Here is a 17,070-nt window from a genome sequence, read left to right as displayed (position 1 = left end):
AGAGAGAGAGAGAGACGAAGACCGAGCAAACGACGATAACGAGGGAGTTGAGCCATGCAGGCAATGGCAAGATGGACGTTGGCGGCGGCAGCCGCCATGTTGGTCACGACTGCACAAGCGCAGGTGAAGGAATTGCGGATCGGCTACCAGCCGAGCCCGATCCAGGACTTGTCGATCGCCATGTTCGAGACCTGGGGCGCCAAGAACGGCGTCAAGATCGTCAAGGTACCGAACTCCTACGGCGTCTATGTCGAGAAGATGACGGCGTCGCTGACTTCCAACTCCGACCAGTACGACGTGATCTGGCACAATGACGACTGGGGCCAGACCTGGGCGCATCTGCTCGAGCCGATGGACGACGTCGACGCCAACAAATATGCCTCCAAGTGGAGCATGGCGCCGGTCGTGTTCGCCAATGCGCAGGGCCAGAACACCGTCGTGCCGATGGGCCAGACCTTCAGCGTGTTCTTCTACCGCGCCGACCTGGTCAAGCCTGAGGAAGTGCCGAAGACGCTGGATGAGCTCGTCACCCTGAGCAAGAAGCTGCAGGCCGACGGCAAGGTGAAGTTCGGCTATGTCGCCGGCATGTCGATGAACCACTCCTGGTTCAGCTGGTTCTGGTCGATGTGGGCCAACAATTGCGACGTACTGATGCCGGCCTACGAGCGCGACAACAAGAAGCTCGCCGCCGCCGGCTGGAAGTCGGGCCTGACCGAGCCCTGCATGCAGAAGAACGTCGAGTACTGGTGGGATGCGATCAACACCCACAAGATCGTGCCGCGCGGCATGCCCGCCTATGACCGCAACGAAGCCAATGCCATCTTCATGGCCGGCGATGCCGCGTTCACCGTCGCCGACACGCTGTGGTGGGGCACGTTCAACGACCCCAACAAGTCGAAGATCGCCGGCAAGGTCGCCGCCGCGCGCTTCCCGCTCGGACCGGACCGGCAGAAGCCGTTCGGCTGGGACGACATCTGGGGCTGGGCGATCCCGAAATCGATTCCGGAAGAGCGCAAGAAGCTCGCCAAGCAGATGCTGGAAGCGATGATGCTCGACAAGGAAGGCCAGACCAAGATGTTCAAGGCGACCGGTGCGCCGCCGCCGAACACGTCGTTCTGGCCGGAGATCGCCGCGCAGGATCCCTTCATGAAGCTGCTGAAGGAAGCGGTGCTGGATTCGCCCGACAAGGTGCGCGGCGCCTATTACTTCCCGCAATGGCCCGCCGTGCACAAGGCCTTCAACGACACCGTCACCAAGGCCGTCACCGGCAAGCGCGAGGACATTGCGAAGGTGCTCGCCGAAGGCGCCCCGCTCGTCAGCAAGGCGGCGCAGTAACAGACGCGAAGACCCGCCGCGCGTCCCGCGGCGGGCTCCCCGATTCAGGTCAGCAGGTCAAGTGACGAATGGCAGCGATCAGCCTCAGCAAGCTCAACAAGCATTACGGGTCGCTGTTTCACGCCGTGAAGGACGTCGATCTCGAAATCGCCGACAAGGAGTTCGTCGCGCTGGTCGGCCCGTCCGGCTGCGGCAAGTCCACGACGCTGCGCATGATTGCGGGGCTGGAGGACATCTCCAGCGGAGACATCCGCATCGGCGGCAAGCTCGTCAACCACCTGCCGCCGCGCGACCGCGACGTCGCCATGGTGTTCCAGAATTACGCGCTCTACCAGCACATGAGCGTCTACGACAATCTCGCCTTCGGCCTGCGCAACAAGCGCGTGGCAGAAGCCGAGATCAAGGTCGCGATCGGCCGTGCCGCCGACATTCTCGGCCTGCACGAACTGCTGCAGCGCAAGCCGAAGCAATTGTCCGGCGGCCAGCAGCAGCGCGTCGCCCTCGGCCGCTGCATCGTGCGCAATCCGCAGGTGTTCCTGTTCGACGAGCCGCTGTCGAATCTCGACGCCAAGCTGCGCGCCAGGATGCGCATCGAGATCAAGCGCCTGCATGCGCAGATCCCGACCACGTCGGTGTTCGTCACCCACGACCAGATCGAGGCGATGACGCTTGGCGACCGCGTCGTCATCATGCGCGACGGCCGCGTGCAGCAGATCGGCACGCCGCTCGCGGTCTATGAGAAGCCCGCCAACAAGTTCGTCGCCGGCTTCATCGGCGCGCCCGCGATGAACTTCGTCGACGTCACCGTGCGCCGGCAGGCCGGCGCCACGACGGTCGAGACCTCGGGCATCGAGCTGTCCGTCACTCCCGCCTGTGCACGCGCGCTCGAACCGCATGACGGCAGGCAGGTCGTCATGGGCGTCCGGCCCGAGCATCTTGCGCTCGGCGAGGCCGCGCCCGGATCCGGTTTCGACGCCCGGGTCGAAGTCGTCGAGCAGCTCGGCTCGGAAATCTTGCTGGAGACACGCGTCGGCAGCGATGCCCTAACCGTCGCCCGCGTGCCCGCCGAGACCAAAGTCGCCCCCGGCGACCAGGTCCGCCTCTCGGCGCAGCTCGGCCGGCTGCACTTCTTCGACCCCGCGACGGAGCTGCCGATTGCGGGCTGAGAGCGTGTAGGGTGGGCAAAGGCGCTACGCGCCGTGCCCACCTTCTTTAGAGCGGTGCAAGAAAGGTGGGCACGCTTCGCTTTGCCCACCCTGCAATTCCGCTGAGAGCCTCACGCCCTACTTCCCCTTGTCGCCTTCCGCGGCCGGATGCGCCGCAATCGCCGGGCCGCCGCCGAACAGGTTCGCGAGCTGCCGCGTGCGCCGCGTGTCGATGCTGACATAGGCGGTCATGCCGGCGCGCAAGGCCGGCTCGCCCGGCTGCTCGATCAGCCGCAGGCGGACCGGCAGCCGCTGCACCACCTTCACCCAGTTGCCGGACGCGTTTTGCGCCGGCAGCACCGCGAATTCGGCGCCTGTGGCAGGGCTGATGCTTTCGACCACGGCATCCCAGGTGACGTCGGGATGCATGTCGAGCACGACCTTGGCCTTCTGCCCCACCTTGACGTGGGTCAGCTCGGTCTCCTTGAAGTTGGCTTCCAGCCACGGCCTGCGGTCAGTGACCAGCGCGAACAGCGGCGTCTGCGGCTTGACCTGCTCGCCGAGCTGCAGGCGGAAATTGACGACGACGCCGGACTTCGGCGCCTTGATCTCGGTATAGGAGAGGTCGAGCGCGGCGCGGTCGCGCAAGGCCATCTTCTCGCGGACGGCCGCGAACGCATCGGTCGGCCGGTCCGGCTTGCCGCCGAGCGCCGCCTCCACCCGCGCGATGCGCTGATGCAGGACTGCCAGACGATCCTCGCCTTCCTGCTCTTCGCTGGTGACCCGTTCCAGTTGCGCCACCGAGGCCACGCCGCGGCCGGACAATTCGCGCTGGCGCCTTGCCTGGGTCCGCAGATATTCCAGCTTGTTCTCGGCCTCCTTAGCTTCGGCCCGAATCTCGCGCAGGTTGGCCTTCATCTGTTCGACCGCGGCGCGCGCGGAATCGACTTCCGCTTCCGCTTTCGCCAGCGCCAGCTGGTAGGTCGCGGGATCGAGGCGCAACAACACGTCGCCCGCCGAGACGGCCGTGTGATCGCGAACACGAAGCTCCATGATACGGCCCGGCACTTCGCTGGCGATCTGGGCGATATCGGCCTTGACGAAGGCATTTTCCGTCGACATGTGGCGGCCGCCCTGCAGCCAGAAGATCAGCGCGCCGACGATGACCAGCACGGGCACGCCGATGAGCGCCAGCCGCTGCATCCGCTTGCTCATGGCGCAGCCCTGCCGTTGTGCCGGCTCGCGCCGTTCAGCCCGCGCTTCCGGCCATTCGACGCCGCACTTGCCGCCGGATCATTTCCATCCGCCGACACCAGCGTTGTCTTGATGCGCTGCAGCAGGTCCATCAGCAGCTTGCTTTCCCGCGCCGAGAGATCGGCAAGCGCTGCGTCGACCGTCTCCTCGGCCACGCGCCAGATGCGCTTGTGCACCCGCTCGGCATCGTCGGTGAGGTAGACCCGCTTGACCCTGCGGTCGTCGCGCGCGGTGCGGCGTTCCACCCAGCCATTGGCGACCAGGCGGTCGATCATGCGGCCGGCGGTCGCCTTCTCCACTTCCATCATTTCGGCGAGTTCGGACAGCGAGGCTCCCGGGCGACGGTGCAGGCGGGTCAGGACCAGCCATTGCGCGCGGGTGATGCCCATCTGCCGCACCCGGCGGTCGAATTCCGTCCGCAGCAGCCGGGCCACGTCGGAGATCACGACGCCGATATATTCCTCGGTATTCGGCATGAGGCCGTTGTCTCCGCCCTTATTGGTAAGCTAGGTTATCATTATTGGTAAGCTAGGTTATTATCCGGCCGGCAATCAAGGAAAAACGCCTTGAGTTCTGTGAGTCCCACAGAGGAAACAGCCGCAGGCATGACGCCGGCGCAGCGCTATCTGACGCTGGCGACGGTCGTTCTCGGCTCCTCGCTGTACGGCACGGCGCTGCTGACAACGTCAACAATCCTGCCTCAAATGCAGGGCGCGCTGTCGGCGACCCAGGACGAGATCGCCTGGGTGATGACGTTCAACATCCTCGCCACCGCCGTCGTGACGCCGATGACGGGCTGGCTGGTCTCGCGCTTCGGCACCAAGCGGGTGATGATCTGGTCGATCGCCTGCTTCACGGCCGCCACCATGCTGTGCGGGATGGCGCAGTCGCTGGAAATGCTGGTGCTGTGGCGCATCCTGCAGGGCGGTGCCGGTGCGCCGGTGATACCGCTGTCGCAGACGATTCTGTTCGACACCTTCCCGCGCCGCCAGCATACGATGGTGATGGCGATCTTCGGCATGGCGGTGGCGGTCGCGCCGGCCTTCGGCCCGGTGTTCGGCGGCTATCTTTCCGAGATGCACAGCTGGCGCTGGTCGTTCTACATGCTGGTGCCGATCGGCATCGCCTCCACCGTCGGCATGGCCCTGACCTTGCCGGCCGACAAGCTGCTCAGCAAGGTGCGCTTCGACTGGACCGGCTTCATCGCGCTCGCCACGGCGCTTGCCGCGGTTCAGCTCGTGCTCGCCCGCGGCGTCCGGCTCGACTGGTTCGAGTCGACCGAGATCGTGGTCGAATGCCTGGTCGCGGCGATCGCCTTCTACGTATTCCTCGTGCACAGCCTGGGCGCCAGCCATCCCTTCGTGAACCTGAAACTGCTGTCGGACCGCAACTATGCCATCGGGCTTGCGCTGGTGACGATCTACGGCATGCTGAATTTCACGCCGATGGTGCTGCTGCCCCCTCTCCTGCAGCAGCAGGCCGGCTTTCCCGACATGCTGGTCGGACAGGTGATCGGAAGTCGCGGCGTCGGCATGCTGGTGGGCTTCATGACCGCCGGCTTCATGAGCCGGATCGATCCACGCATCAGCATGGCCTTCGGCTTCGGCCTGCAGACCGTCGCGGGCTTGTGGATGCTGACCTTCGATCTCAACGTGACGATGGAGATTCTCGTCATCAACAGCGCGATCCAGGGTTTCGCCGTCGGCGTCGTCTGGGTGCCGATCACGGTAGTCGCCTTCGGCACGCTGGAGGCAAAGCATTACGCCGAGGCGTCGTCGATCTTCCATCTGCTGCGCAACATCGGATCGAGCTTCTTCATCTCGCTGTCGATCGCCGAGATCGTGCGCACCACGGGCGCCAATTACAGCCGCATGACCGAGATGATCACGCCCTACAACCGCGCGCTGGCGATGCCAGACGTGACGGGCGGATGGAATTTCGACACCGTGCAGGGCCTTGCCCGGATCGCCAGGGAGATCGGACGGCAGGCCACCATGATCGGCTATCTCAACGCCTTCATGATGTACACCGTGGCCTCGGGGCTCGCGGTCGTGTTCGCGCTGCTGGTCAGGGGCCGCAAGGCGGCGTGAGGCGGCCGACGCCGCGAAGGTGAGTTAGTCGGGATATTTTCGAAGTTCAGGGTTCCATCTCTTGGCGACCACGCGGTCGCCAATCGTGAAACGCATGAGGTCTTCTCCAACCTCCAGCGGTCCCTGATAGGTGCTTTGTGTCCGTGACAGGAGCTCACGCACCTCCGTCCCGAGAAGCACGATGTGCGAATAGGCAGCGAGCTTCGGCTTCACACGCGAAAAAACCGTCCCGGCTTCCTCGGGCGATGTGTGATGAGCCGCGATCGGCTTGAGCTGCGGCAATCTTGCCATTTGCTGCGACATCGCAAAGACTTCGTGTATCAAGAGATCCGTTCCCGTCGCATGCGTGATCAGGTTTTCGTCGAACTTCGTGTCACCTGAAATCGTGACCGACCTTGCGCCGTAGTCGATCCGATAACCCACGGATGGCTTGATCAGGTCGCCGTGGTCGACCGCAAACGCGGTGACCTTGACGCCGGCTTCGTCAAACACGACGCGGTCTCCGTGAAAGTCCCGCACCTCGATCTGCGTGGCAGCTGCAGGGATATGTTCGTCCGCTTGGCGGATGCGAACGTCATCGGAGAACGCCTCGGCGAGGCCTTTGGCAATCTTCGCCGCTCCGCTCGGCGCGGTCGTCCCGTCTGATGGCCCCCACAGCCGCATTGCTTTGGCGCGAGATCCGAACGGTCCAAACATGTATCCCGTCATCCAGAGATCAGGCAATCCTGCGACATGGTCTGAGTGATAGTGGGTCAGAAATACGGCATCGATGCCGTTGCCGGACGACATGCCCAATTGAAACAGACGCACCGTAACGCCCCGCCCGGCATCGAAAAGCAGATTTAGCCCGCCGGCTTGAACCAACGTTGCCGGCCCGAAACGCGCGGGACTCGGCAGAGGCGCACCCGTACCGAGCAACGTCACGACAATGTCCTTGGACATCGGGGGCTTGTCTTCAGCCGCCGCGTCGCCGCAGATCGAAGAGACTGATGCCAAAATCGCCGCGACACCTGCCAGAATGCGTTGCCGCGTTGTCGTCCCGCCACTTGCCGCCATTGAGTACAATTCCCTTGCTGAATCGCGTCGGTCGCGCGTGTCGGATCGGCGCAAATCGGCGCGCGTGTCCTTTGGCGGGATAGCAAACAGCTGCCTTCAGCCGGCGCGCTTGTATATTTCAGCCATCCGGGGAAAAAATGTTATCCCAGTCGCCGACAAAATGACTCGGTCCGACGCCGACCAATGCGTGGCATTCGCGGATGAAATGCGCCTGATCGAAATATCCAGCTTCGTGAATAATGCCGGTCCACGGTTTCGTCGGTTCGTCGCGATGGGCCGTCAAGGCTGCATCAAACCTGACCGTACGCGCGTAAAGTTTGGGAGAAAGACCCACTTGAGTGGTGAACCGCCGCTGGAAATGGCGCGCGCTCAGGCCCGATTGCTTCACAAGGTGGTCGATACGGATGCGACCGCGCGATCCCAGCAGAAGACGGGAGGTATAGTCGATCCCATCGTGAGCAGAACTGTCATCCTGCATCGTCCCGAACCAGCGTTCTGCAGCGGCTACCCGCGAGGCAAAGTCCCCTGCTGAACGTACGGCGTCGCTCAGCAGCTCCGCGCGCTTGCCGAGAACGTCGCGGCCGGGGATGCCTTCATTGACGAGTGACGTCATGTCAATGCCGACGAGGCGACTGAGCGCAGCCGGCTGAAGCAGAATGTTGAAGATGTGGACTTCCCCTGACATGTAGAGCTGGATGCGACGCGACCCTTGCGGACCGACTACGACCGTTTCGGGGGCCGTCTGCAGGGGACCTCCATCAATTCGGAGACGGAATGGATCGCCCAGATAAATGTCGATGATCTGGTGGGGCCGCGCTGTCAGCGGCCACGTCAGCCCTTCGGGGCCCAATGTTACGCGTCGCTCCTCGAACGAGCGAACGATGCTCCGAAGCGCGGGATGAGGGATCCTTCGTCTGACATCCATCGACGGCCTCCCGTTCGGCGCCACCGCAAGGCCTTGTGTCCGGGGATCTGCATATTATCACAAACAGGCTTCGGCGCTGGGCGATCAACCGCGTCGACGGGCCTCGGCTATCGGATCAGCCGTGTCCTATCCCTTGAAATCGTACTGCTTGCTCAGATGGTCCCCTATCTGCACCAGCATGGCGACGCATTCGGGATAGCCCGGCTTGGCGACCGTAGCCTCGTCCGCCTTGGCGCGGAATTCCCAGCTGTCGCCGTCGCGCAGCACGGAGATGACGATGCCGTCGGGGCAGTCGGCGTGCACCTTCAGTTCGGCGCGCGCCATCGCGATCAGTTCGGCTTCGGTCTTCAACGGCTTGCTCATGACATCTCCCCGGCATTGACGCGGCGTAACTTGCCGGTTTGCCGCGCCTCTGTCGAGAGCACCGAGCGCCCTACCGGCGGACCGGCAGAACCTGCCTCAGCCCGACGATTTCGGGCAAGGAACCGGTTGCAACCGGATCGCCCTTCGCCGTCTCCGGCGGCAAAGGCGCCCGTGCGGTCATATCGGGGAAGCGCCCTCACTCCGCCGGTCAGGCCGCCTTCGGCTTGTTCACGGTCTCGATGCGATCGAGAATCTTGCCGAGATCGCGCTTTGCGACTTGAACATCGTAATCGGTCTGCAGATTGAGCCAAAGCTGGGCCGTTGTGCCGAGCGCCTTGCCAAGCCGCAGCGCCGTATCGGCCGTAATGCCGGTCTGCTCGCTCGCGATCCGTTCGATCCGGGTTCGGGGCAAGCCGCACACCTTGGCAAGGGCGCCCGCCGACATTTTGAGCGGGACGAGGAACTCCTCCCGCAGAACTTCACCGGGATGCATGGGCTTGAGCTTCTTGGTCATTGCGGCGTCCCTCTAGTGGTAGTCCACGACTTCGACTTCTGCCGGACCCTCCGGCGTCCAAACGAAGCACACCCGGAATTGGTCATTGATGCGGATCGAGTGCTGCCCCCGGCGATCCCCGGCGAGAGCCTCGAGGCGATTGCCGGGAGGCGACCTCAAGTCACCGAGATCGCCTGCGGCATTGAAGTAGCGTAATTTTCGGCGCGCGACTTTGACCAGATCGGCCGGAAAGCCCTTCGGGTTCTCGCCGTTGAAGACAGCTTCGGTGATCTTGTCCCGGAAGCTCCTGATCATGGACCATATGTATCATTCACTGATATGGTCAAGTCGTCGCGCATCTTCCAATGATACGCCGCCGACAACTTCTCGATATCCCGCTACACGCGTTAGGCTGCCCTCCAATGAGAAGTGGCGCGATCGTGCCCTACCGCCGGACCGGCAGAACCTGCCTCAGCCCGACGATTTCGGGCAAGGAACCGGTTGCGACCGGATCGCCCTTCGCCGTCTCCGGCGGCAACGGGGCGCGTGCGGTCATATCGGGGAAACGCGCCCTCATCTCGCGCAGGAAGCCATCCAGCGTGTCGACGCTCGCCGCCATCTTGGCGATCTCGGCGAATTCGGCGCTGTTGCCGTTGGCCGGCTTGCTCGCGGTCTCGAAGGCGAAGCGGTCTGCCTCCCCGCTCATCAGGGGCGCATATTTCTCGCGGAAGCGCGCCAACCCGATGGCGTCCTCGGCGAGCGCATAGCCCACCACCGCGCGGATGATGTCGCTCTTCTCGCTGGAATTCAGCGGTTTGAAATCGCGCCAGCGGTCACCGTAATAGAGCTCGATCTGCTCGGCCGACTCGCGCCAGTGCCGCGACGCCCAGTAGATGTCGGAGCGCAGCCGGACCGCCTCGCGTCCGCCGATGTTGGAGATGATGTCGAGCGCAAGATCGTGCCGGCCGACGTCGCTCTGCGCCCGCGCCTCGAGCAAGAGCCGCTGCTGGCGCAGCTCGCCGGAGAGATCGGCGATGCGGGTGCCGCGCAGCGCCGAGATGGCGCGGTCGGGCTTGCGGTTGGTCAGATACACCATGGCAAGGCGGGCGGCGACCTGCGCGCGCGCCGCGCCCTCGAGCCGCTTGTCGATCTGGTACTGCAGCAGCTCGGCGGCCTGGTCGAGCAGGTCGATCGCCACCAGGCGGTCGGCCAGCTTGCGGATCATCTCGTCGCCGCGCCGGCCGATCGGGGTCAGCTCGCGGAACTCGTAGAACATCGCCAGCGCCTCCACCGGCGGCAGGTCGTCGCCCTTCGGCGTCAGAAACAGCTCGGTGAACAGCGCCGACGCCATGTCCTGCGCCTGGCGCGCCACTTCCGAATTCGGCTGCAGCCGCGTCGCGGTCCGCACCGCCGTCAGCGCCTCGCTGTAGCGTGCGTTCTCCGCATAGATGCCGGCGATGAGCTGCAGCGCCTTCACCTCGACCGCGTCGCCGCGCCAGATCACCGACAGCGTTTCCAGCTCGCGCAGCGCGTCGGCCTGGGGGATCTCCTCGCGCTTCTGCCGCAGCATGACCTCGCGCAACTTGGCTTCGGCCGCGGATTCCCGGTCGGAAGACGAGATCGCGGTCCAGTAGTCGTTCATGGCGTCGCGGTCGTAGCCGAGCGCTTCGGCGAGCCGCCCGCGCAATACCGACACCGCCGGCCGCAATTCCTGGGGCACGCCGACCACGTCGAGGTCGCTGCGGCGGCGCGCCGCGCCGGCAAAATCCTTGACCTCCAGCGAGGCGCGCATCGCATCCATCACCACGATGCGCTGCAGTTCCGGCGGCAGCGAGGCGATCGCGAACTCGACGTTCTTGAATTTTTCGCGCGCTTCCGCCCATTTGGCCTGCCGCGCCTTGGCGAGGCCCTGCCACAGCTGCGAGTCGTAATTGTTGCCGATCACGGGATTGGCGAGGTCGTGCAGGCCGGCGGTCGGACGGCCGATCAGGATGTGCGCGACCGCACGCAGCAACAGCGCGCCCGGATCTTCGAAGCCCGGCTTGGCCTCGTCGAGCACGAAATCTGCCATGCCCTTGGCCTCGTGATACATGCCGCGCGCCATGTAGAAGCGCGCCAGATCCATGCGCGCCCGCTGCTTTTGCTCGACCGAAATCGTCGCGCTGGCCGCGGCCCGCATCAAGGCGTCCTCCCGCGCGATGAAGGGCCCGGCCTGGTTCTTGCGCCACTCCTCGATGTCGAAGGGCGAGCGTGCCGCGGTCGCAGCGCGCTCCGCCGCCACGTCGGCCGACGACAGCGTCAGCCCTCCGGGCTTGCCGAGCCTGATCTTGTCGGTGGCGATCTCGGCGGTGACGTCGTCGGAATTCGGCCGCACGGCGACTCCGTGGATCGATTCCAGCAGCGTCAGCTCGACGAAATCCTGGCGCTTGATCAGGCCGCGGATCGGCGGCAACGCGGTGACGACGAACAGGGTATCGCCGGCATCGGGGTCGCTGAACTTGTGCAGCATGCCGGGATTGGCGAGCGGCACCGAGACGTTGGCGAGCGAGGGTTCGGTGATGTTGCGCACCGCGACCAGCGGCAGCGACGGCGCATGCATGGTGTCGGCAAAGGTCAGCGTCCATTTGGTCCCGCCGCCGCTCTCCTCCCCGGACAGCGAAGGCAATTGCGGGCGGTTGAGGCGGATACGCACGGCCTGGCCCTGCGGGATCGACAGGCTGTTCACCTCGGCGACCAGCGCGCCGCCCTTGCTGCGGATGGCATCGATGTTCACGGGATCGGCGGTGTCGAACACCAGCCACACCGTATCGGCGCGGCGGAACAGCGCCGCCGGGGTCGTGGCGGCAAAGGCAAAGGTGACGCGTAGCCCGTCGGCGTCGCGCTGGGCCGCGACGGAGGCCGCCTTGGTGCCGGCAACGACGGGCGGGCTGGCCGGCGCCGCGGCCGCCGGCATCGTCTTCGGCGCTTCCGCAGCTTGCGGTTTCCCGGCCTTCGGGGCCGGCGGACTGGCCGCTTCGGTGGCGGTCGATTTTTCGGGCACGGCCGCCGCAGCGGGACTTGCGGGCTCGACGGGCGCGGCCGGGCTCGCAGCGGCTTGCGGCTTTTCCTGCACGGCGGCCGGTGCCGGATTTGCGGCCGCTTCGCTCTTGATGTCGATCCTGGCCTGTTCGGCGATCGTCTCCGAGGTCGGCTGCGGTATCTCCGCAGGCGTGATGCTGGTCTGCGGTTCGGGAGTCTCCTGCTTCGCCGGAGCCTCCTGCGCGGGCTTCATTGCAGCCAGCGGTGCTGCGGCCGGCGCCGACGGCGCCGGGGCGCGCGTCTCGGATGACGCTCTGGCCGGCGCGGCGGGCATCTTGTCCTGCTGCTGGAAGGCGACGTCGATGATGTAGCTCTTCTCCTCGCGGAACGAATGCACGTCCACGTCGCCGATCAGCTCGGCCTCGACCACGCTCTTTTCGCCGTCGATGCGCTGGTTGATCGAGGCAACGTTCGGAGGGGCAGCGACCTTGGCGTCCGCGAGATCGAACGTCAGCGGCGCATTGAACAGCAGCGACAGCTTCTGCTCGTTCAGCACCGAGGAGACGCCGACGCCGTCGGGCATCTCGAAGATGAAGCGGACGAAGGTCGGCTGCACCGACGTCTTGACGCGCACCGGCGGCCGCTTGCGCGCAATTTCATCGGCCTTCTGCTGGCGCAACGCACGCTCGGCGGCGCGGGCGCGCTCGGAGAGTTCGCGCACGACCTCGATCGGCAAGGGCGGCGGCGCCCCGGTCCAGGAGTCCGGCAGCAGATCCACGAACAGCCGCTCGCCGGCGGTCATGGTGTTGATGGTCACGCGCCGCGCCAGCGACAGGCGGATCGCCGCCCCGTCGGGATCGATGCGGGCGGAGGAGACGTAGGCGGGAACGGCATCGCCGAGCTTGCCGACCGGAATCGCGACCGGCCGCTTGAAGCGGATCACGATGATCTGGCCCGCCGCCGTCACCTGCGACTCGATGTCCTCGGCAAGCTTGATCGTGAGACGGGCATAGCCCTGATTGGCCTGCAGCACCGCCTCGCCCCGCACCGGCTCGGCCTGGCCGAAGGCGCTCGAGGCAGCACACGCGACCGACACGGCCAGCGTGAGCGACAACAGCCGGCCGCGGCAGCACCGGGCGATCCCCGCCGCGGCGCGGCGGAGTGAGCCAAACTGATGCCTTCGCGCCAGGCGTTTCATCGGCGTCAACGGTCCGGTCGGCGGACGGATTCCGCCGGTTGCGACTGTAGAATTGGCGGGCTTAAGGGTCTGTTAATTATGCGCGTTAATTGGTCTTTTGGTTCAGCATCTTGCCCTCGATCTTGGGCAATTCCGCCGCCTTGTTGCTGTCGCCGCCGGCGCGGCGGGCCAGCTCCACCGTGAGCCGTTCGGCGGCTTCCGGCTGCATCAGGCCCATGATGTCGCTCATCTTGCGCGGGGCGATCTGGGAGGCGATGTCGAGCAGCACGCCCATCTCCAGCCGGTCGAACACCTTGGCGGCGTCCTTCGGCTTCATGCCCTCATACATCGTGATGATGCCCTTGAAGCGCGCGGCCTCCTGCTCGTTGCGATTGCCCGCCGCGGTGCCGATGCGGCCCTCCACCGCCTTCAATTCCTCGACCTTGCTCTCGATGCGCTTCTCGGCCGCCTTCAACAGGCTCTCGCGGATCTCGATCTCGCGGGCGCGCTGCTCGAGCTCCTGGCGGCGCGTCTGCAGCCGCTCGAGGATCGCGCGCTCGGATTCCGACACCCGCGGGCTCTGGTCGGGAAACACCACGACGCCATCGGGCTTGGAAGGCGCGGTGGCGGGCGCGGCGGGTTTCGGCGGCTCTTCCTTCTTGGCCGCCGCCGAGCCCGTGATGTCGGCCGGGTCGTCCTTCGGACCGCCGGGATAGTTCAGCATCTCCTGTGCCCAGGAGGCCTGCTTCGTGGCCTTGGAACTCGGCTGGTAGTCGAACACGTAGCCGCCCTCGAGCACGAGGCCTGCGACCTTCAGCACCACGAGGCCGAAGATCGCGACCAGCACGACCGGAATGACGCGGATGTCGCGAAACGATTTCATGCAGCGAGGCCGTTAGCCCTTCGGCGTTCGGAGAAGGCCTGCGCCGCCTCGGCGACCGCCCTTGCGGACGACGACCTCGGCGCGGCGGCGGGTGCCGCTTCCTGCGGTCCGGACGGCGGCCGCGCCGCGGCGGCGATCCGCGACACGCGGCGGATCACCGCGTCGCCCTCGGCGAGCTGCTGCTTGAGATGCGCCGACATCTGGGTCGCCGCCGTGAGCTGGCTGCCGAGATTTTCGTTGACGTCGCGGACCGTGTGCTTGAGCCCGCCGATCGCGCGCTCGGCGATCTCGGTGGCGGTAATCAGCTCGCCGATCGTCGCCTTCAGCGAATGCTCGTCCGCCTTCAGCCGCTGCAGCCGCTTGTTGAGCAGGATGCAGTAGCCGATGGTGAGCAGCAGCAGCACCGCCACCAGACTCTCGATCGCTAACCCCAGGGCATGACTCATTGTGCCTCCAACATCTTGGTTTGCTCGTCGGCCTTCTCGAACATCGCAAGCGTGGTCTGCGGCTTGCGCAATTGCTTCGTCACCCGGATCGCGACGCGGTCGCCGACCCGGCCCATCCGCCCCTCGGTCAGCGTGACGTTGCCGCAGCGCACGGTGACCAGCGCGTCGGCCTTCATCTCCAGGGGCAGCGTGTCGCCGACCTTCAGCGTCATCAGCTGCTTCAAGGGAATGTCGGCCTCGTAGAGCACCGCATCGACGGAAATCTCCGCCTGCGACACTTCGGTGGCGAAATGCCCTTCCCAGATCGGGTCGCGGCCGAATTTTTCGCCCATGAACATCTGCAACAGAACGTTGCGGATCGGTTCGATGGTGGCATAGGGCAGCAGCAACTCGATATTGCCGCCGCGTTCTTCCATGTCGATGCGCAGCCGCACCAGGATCGCGGCATTCGCAGGCCGGCTGATCGCGGCAAAGCGCGGATTGGTCTCCAGGCGGTCGATGCTGAAGGTGACCGGCGACAGCGGGCGGAACGCCTGCTCGGCATCGGCGAGCACCACCTCGATCAGCCGCTTCACCAGGTTGGTTTCGATCGTCGTGTAGGGCCGGCCCTCGATGCGCAGCGAGGTCTGGCCGCGGCGGCCGCCGAGCAGCACGTCGATGATGGAATAGATCAGGCTGGAATCGACGGTGGCGAGCCCGAAATTCTCCCATTCTTCGGCCTTGAACACGCAGAGCACGGCCGGCAGCGGAATCGAGTTCATGTAGTCGCCGAAGCGCACCGAAGTGATGCGGTCGAGCGAGACTTCGACGTTGTCGGAGGTGAAATTGCGCAAGCTCGTCGTCATCAGCCGCACCAGGCGGTCGAAGACGATTTCCAGCATCGGCAGGCGCTCATAGGACACCATCGCCGAGTCGATGATGGCGCGGATGCCGGAATGGTCGTCGAGGTTGATCTCACCGGCGGTGAAGCCGAGCAGATTGTCGATTTCCTCCTGCGAGAGCACGCGCTCGCCGGAGTTCTTGGTGTTGCCGAAGTCGCGGCCGCCGTCCTCGACCATGGCGGCCCATTGCAGCGCCATGGTGCCGGATATTTCGTTGGCGGCTGCTGCCTTTTCGGCCTCTGCGGGATCCTCGGAGTCCAGCGACGCTTCCCATTGCGCGGCAATGGCGTCCTGGTCCATTTGGTCGTTGCCAGCCATGGCTAAGAGACCCGCCCCTTCACTGGATCACGATTTCCTTGAACAGCACCGCGCTGACCTGCTGCGGCGCCACCGCCGCATTGACGCGGCGGGTCAGTTCTTCCTTGAGGCGGAACAGCCCGGCCGATCCGTTGAGGTCGCCGGCGCGAAGCTCGCGCATGTAGGTCTGGAAGATGTCGGAGACGCGCGGCATGCTCGGCTTGATCGCCTCGATCTGCTTGTCTTCCTTCACCTCGAGGACGACCTTGATCTTGAGATATTGCACCCGCTCGCCGGGCAGGCTGACGAGGTTGACCATGATCTCCGGCACGTCGACATAGGACGGCGGCTTGGTCGCCACCGCTTCGGCCTTCTTCTCGTCGCCGGGGCCCCTGGTCATCATCATCCAGCCGCCGATGCCGGCGCTGATGATGACGAAGAAGCCGGCGGCGGCGATGATCAGCTTGAGCTTGCCCTTTTTGGACGGTGCGGCCTCTGCAACCTCGGTTGCCGCGCCGCCTTCCGCTTCATTGTCCGCCATGGCCCCCGCCCCATCTGTCCCGGGAAGAGCGCGAAAGTGCTGCCAGCCGATGGCCGTGACGCGATACGAATGCCGCCGGCGCAAATGCGCCCCTGATGCCGGCAACGCTAGGGTAATAATGGTTAACGGTTTCTTTCTTTTGCCCGGCGACTAGGAAAAATCTGCCGGGCAAACATGGTCAACAAGACCTTTCTGCCGCATCGGCGGCACCCCGGCAAATCTCTCAAGATTCTGAAATAACTGCGTTTTCCCGATTGGCACGGCTTTCGCTGAGGGGAAGGCGAACCCTCCGTGGCTTGGGAGAGCCGTCAGCGGGTTCGTTCGGTCCGCAAGCTGCGTTTGGGAGAACCGGCGGGGCGGATCACATCAAGGGGAGATTCCACCGATGGAGAATACGCTTCTCATCGGACTTTCGCGGCAAGTGACGCTGGAACGGCAGATGGACATCATCGCCAACAACGTCGCCAACGTGAACACCAACGGCTTCAAGGCCGACCGCTCGCTGTTTCAGGAATACCTGATGCCGACGGCGCGCGAGGACAATTTCATCGCCGCGCGCGACCGCCGCATCAGCCACGTGCTGGACCGCGCCACCTTCCACGACTTCGCGCAGGGCTCCGCCGACCAGACCAAGAACCCGCTCGACGTCGCGATCGGCGGCGACGGCATGTTCGTGGTGCAGACCCCGGCCGGCGAGCGCTACACCCGCGACGGCTCCTTCCAGATCAACAACCAGGGCCAGCTGGTCACGGCTTCCGGCTACCAGGTGCTCGGCAACAACGGCCCGATCACCTTCCAGCAGACCGACAAGCAGATCAACATCGCCAAGGACGGCACCATCACGGTGCTGGAAGGCACCAACCGCATCGACTCGATCCGCGCCAAGCTGCGCATCGTCGGCTTCTCGCAGCCGCAGCGGCTCAGGAAGGAAGGCTCCAACCTGTACTCGCTCGGCGAGGGCAATGCCGCGCAGGCCGACACCACGTCGCAGCTGCACCAGGGATTCGTCGAACGCTCCAACGTCAATGCGATCACCGAGATGAGCCGGATGATCGAGGTCAACCGCATGTACACGCAGATCGCGGGGATGCTGCAGCAGCAGCACGACCTGCACCGCACGGCAATCGACAGACTCGCCGAAGTGCCGGCCTGATAGGGAGAAACCC

The 17,070-nt window shown here is 65.1% G+C and carries 16 protein-coding genes; 4 read left to right on the top strand and 12 right to left on the bottom strand.

Going from position 1 to position 17,070, the window contains the following annotated elements:
- Positions 1-54: 54 nt before the first annotated feature.
- Positions 55-1,335 (top strand): extracellular solute-binding protein, encoded by a 1,281-nt coding sequence (locus HZB49_RS04790; RefSeq protein ID WP_291609362.1) that lies wholly within the window; start codon positions 55-57, stop codon positions 1,333-1,335.
- Between the two features lie 68 nt (positions 1,336-1,403).
- The gene (gene ugpC / locus HZB49_RS04785; protein ID WP_291609361.1) at positions 1,404-2,501 is read left to right on the top strand and encodes a sn-glycerol-3-phosphate ABC transporter ATP-binding protein UgpC; all 1,098 of its coding nucleotides are present in this window, start codon (positions 1,404-1,406) and stop codon (positions 2,499-2,501) included.
- A gap of 117 nt (positions 2,502-2,618) precedes the next feature.
- On the opposite strand, the gene HZB49_RS04780 is transcribed toward ugpC, so the two are convergent.
- Both HZB49_RS04780 and HZB49_RS04775 read right to left on the bottom strand, forming a co-directional pair.
- On the bottom strand, positions 2,619-3,695 hold the full coding sequence (locus HZB49_RS04780) for an HlyD family secretion protein (RefSeq protein WP_291609360.1): 1,077 nt from the start codon (positions 3,693-3,695) through the stop codon (positions 2,619-2,621).
- Positions 3,692-4,210 carry a MarR family transcriptional regulator gene (locus HZB49_RS04775; protein WP_291609359.1) on the bottom strand — a complete coding sequence of 173 codons (519 nt, stop codon included), beginning with the start codon at positions 4,208-4,210 and terminating at the stop codon, positions 3,692-3,694. The genes HZB49_RS04780 and HZB49_RS04775 overlap by 4 nt, the downstream gene beginning before the upstream one ends.
- 99 nt (positions 4,211-4,309) lie before the next feature.
- On the opposite strand from HZB49_RS04775, the gene HZB49_RS04770 reads away from it, so the two are divergent.
- On the top strand, positions 4,310-5,824 hold the full coding sequence (locus tag HZB49_RS04770; RefSeq protein ID WP_291609429.1) for a DHA2 family efflux MFS transporter permease subunit: 1,515 nt from the start codon (positions 4,310-4,312) through the stop codon (positions 5,822-5,824).
- Between the two features lie 24 nt (positions 5,825-5,848).
- Here the strand turns inward: HZB49_RS04770 and HZB49_RS04765 are convergent, their stop codons facing one another.
- From HZB49_RS04765 to fliL, 10 genes are all read right to left on the bottom strand, one after another.
- Positions 5,849-6,880, bottom strand: coding sequence for an MBL fold metallo-hydrolase (locus HZB49_RS04765; protein ID WP_291609358.1), 1,032 nt, complete (start codon positions 6,878-6,880; stop codon positions 5,849-5,851).
- 118 nt (positions 6,881-6,998) lie between these two features.
- Complete coding sequence (locus HZB49_RS04760; RefSeq protein WP_291609357.1) at positions 6,999-7,805, bottom strand: helix-turn-helix domain-containing protein; 807 nt, start codon at positions 7,803-7,805, stop codon at positions 6,999-7,001.
- Between the two features lie 126 nt (positions 7,806-7,931).
- Positions 7,932-8,168 carry a hypothetical protein gene (locus HZB49_RS04755; protein WP_291609356.1) on the bottom strand — a complete coding sequence of 79 codons (237 nt, stop codon included), beginning with the start codon at positions 8,166-8,168 and terminating at the stop codon, positions 7,932-7,934.
- A gap of 208 nt (positions 8,169-8,376) precedes the next feature.
- Complete coding sequence (locus HZB49_RS04750; protein ID WP_291609355.1) at positions 8,377-8,682, bottom strand: HigA family addiction module antitoxin; 306 nt, start codon at positions 8,680-8,682, stop codon at positions 8,377-8,379.
- 12 nt (positions 8,683-8,694) lie between these two features.
- Positions 8,695-8,976 carry a type II toxin-antitoxin system RelE/ParE family toxin gene (locus tag HZB49_RS04745; RefSeq protein WP_291609354.1) on the bottom strand — a complete coding sequence of 94 codons (282 nt, stop codon included), beginning with the start codon at positions 8,974-8,976 and terminating at the stop codon, positions 8,695-8,697.
- A gap of 130 nt (positions 8,977-9,106) precedes the next feature.
- Positions 9,107-12,877 (bottom strand): tetratricopeptide repeat protein, encoded by a 3,771-nt coding sequence (locus HZB49_RS04740; protein WP_291609353.1) that lies wholly within the window; start codon positions 12,875-12,877, stop codon positions 9,107-9,109.
- Positions 12,878-12,962: 85 nt separating this feature from the next.
- Entirely contained in the window at positions 12,963-13,739 is a 777-nt protein-coding gene (locus HZB49_RS04735; protein WP_291609352.1) for a flagellar protein FlbB, read from the bottom strand.
- Positions 13,736-14,185 (bottom strand): DUF6468 domain-containing protein, encoded by a 450-nt coding sequence (locus HZB49_RS04730; protein ID WP_291609351.1) that lies wholly within the window; start codon positions 14,183-14,185, stop codon positions 13,736-13,738. Before HZB49_RS04730 ends, HZB49_RS04735 begins: the two co-directional genes overlap by 4 nt.
- Positions 14,182-15,384, bottom strand: coding sequence for a flagellar motor switch protein FliM (gene fliM, locus HZB49_RS04725; RefSeq protein WP_291609350.1), 1,203 nt, complete (start codon positions 15,382-15,384; stop codon positions 14,182-14,184). Before fliM ends, HZB49_RS04730 begins: the two co-directional genes overlap by 4 nt.
- 19 nt (positions 15,385-15,403) lie before the next feature.
- Entirely contained in the window at positions 15,404-15,904 is a 501-nt protein-coding gene (fliL, locus tag HZB49_RS04720; RefSeq protein ID WP_291609349.1) for a flagellar basal body-associated protein FliL, read from the bottom strand.
- A gap of 385 nt (positions 15,905-16,289) precedes the next feature.
- On the opposite strand from fliL, the gene flgF reads away from it, so the two are divergent.
- Positions 16,290-17,057 (top strand): flagellar basal-body rod protein FlgF, encoded by a 768-nt coding sequence (flgF, locus tag HZB49_RS04715; RefSeq protein WP_291609348.1) that lies wholly within the window; start codon positions 16,290-16,292, stop codon positions 17,055-17,057.
- The last annotated feature ends 13 nt before the right edge of the window (positions 17,058-17,070 follow it).

The sequence above is a fragment of the Bradyrhizobium sp. genome (assembly GCF_016219575.1).
Classification (GTDB): Bacteria; Pseudomonadota; Alphaproteobacteria; order Rhizobiales; family Xanthobacteraceae; genus Bradyrhizobium.
Note: the sequence above shows the minus strand (reverse complement) of the source record. Positions and strands in the feature narration are given on the sequence as shown.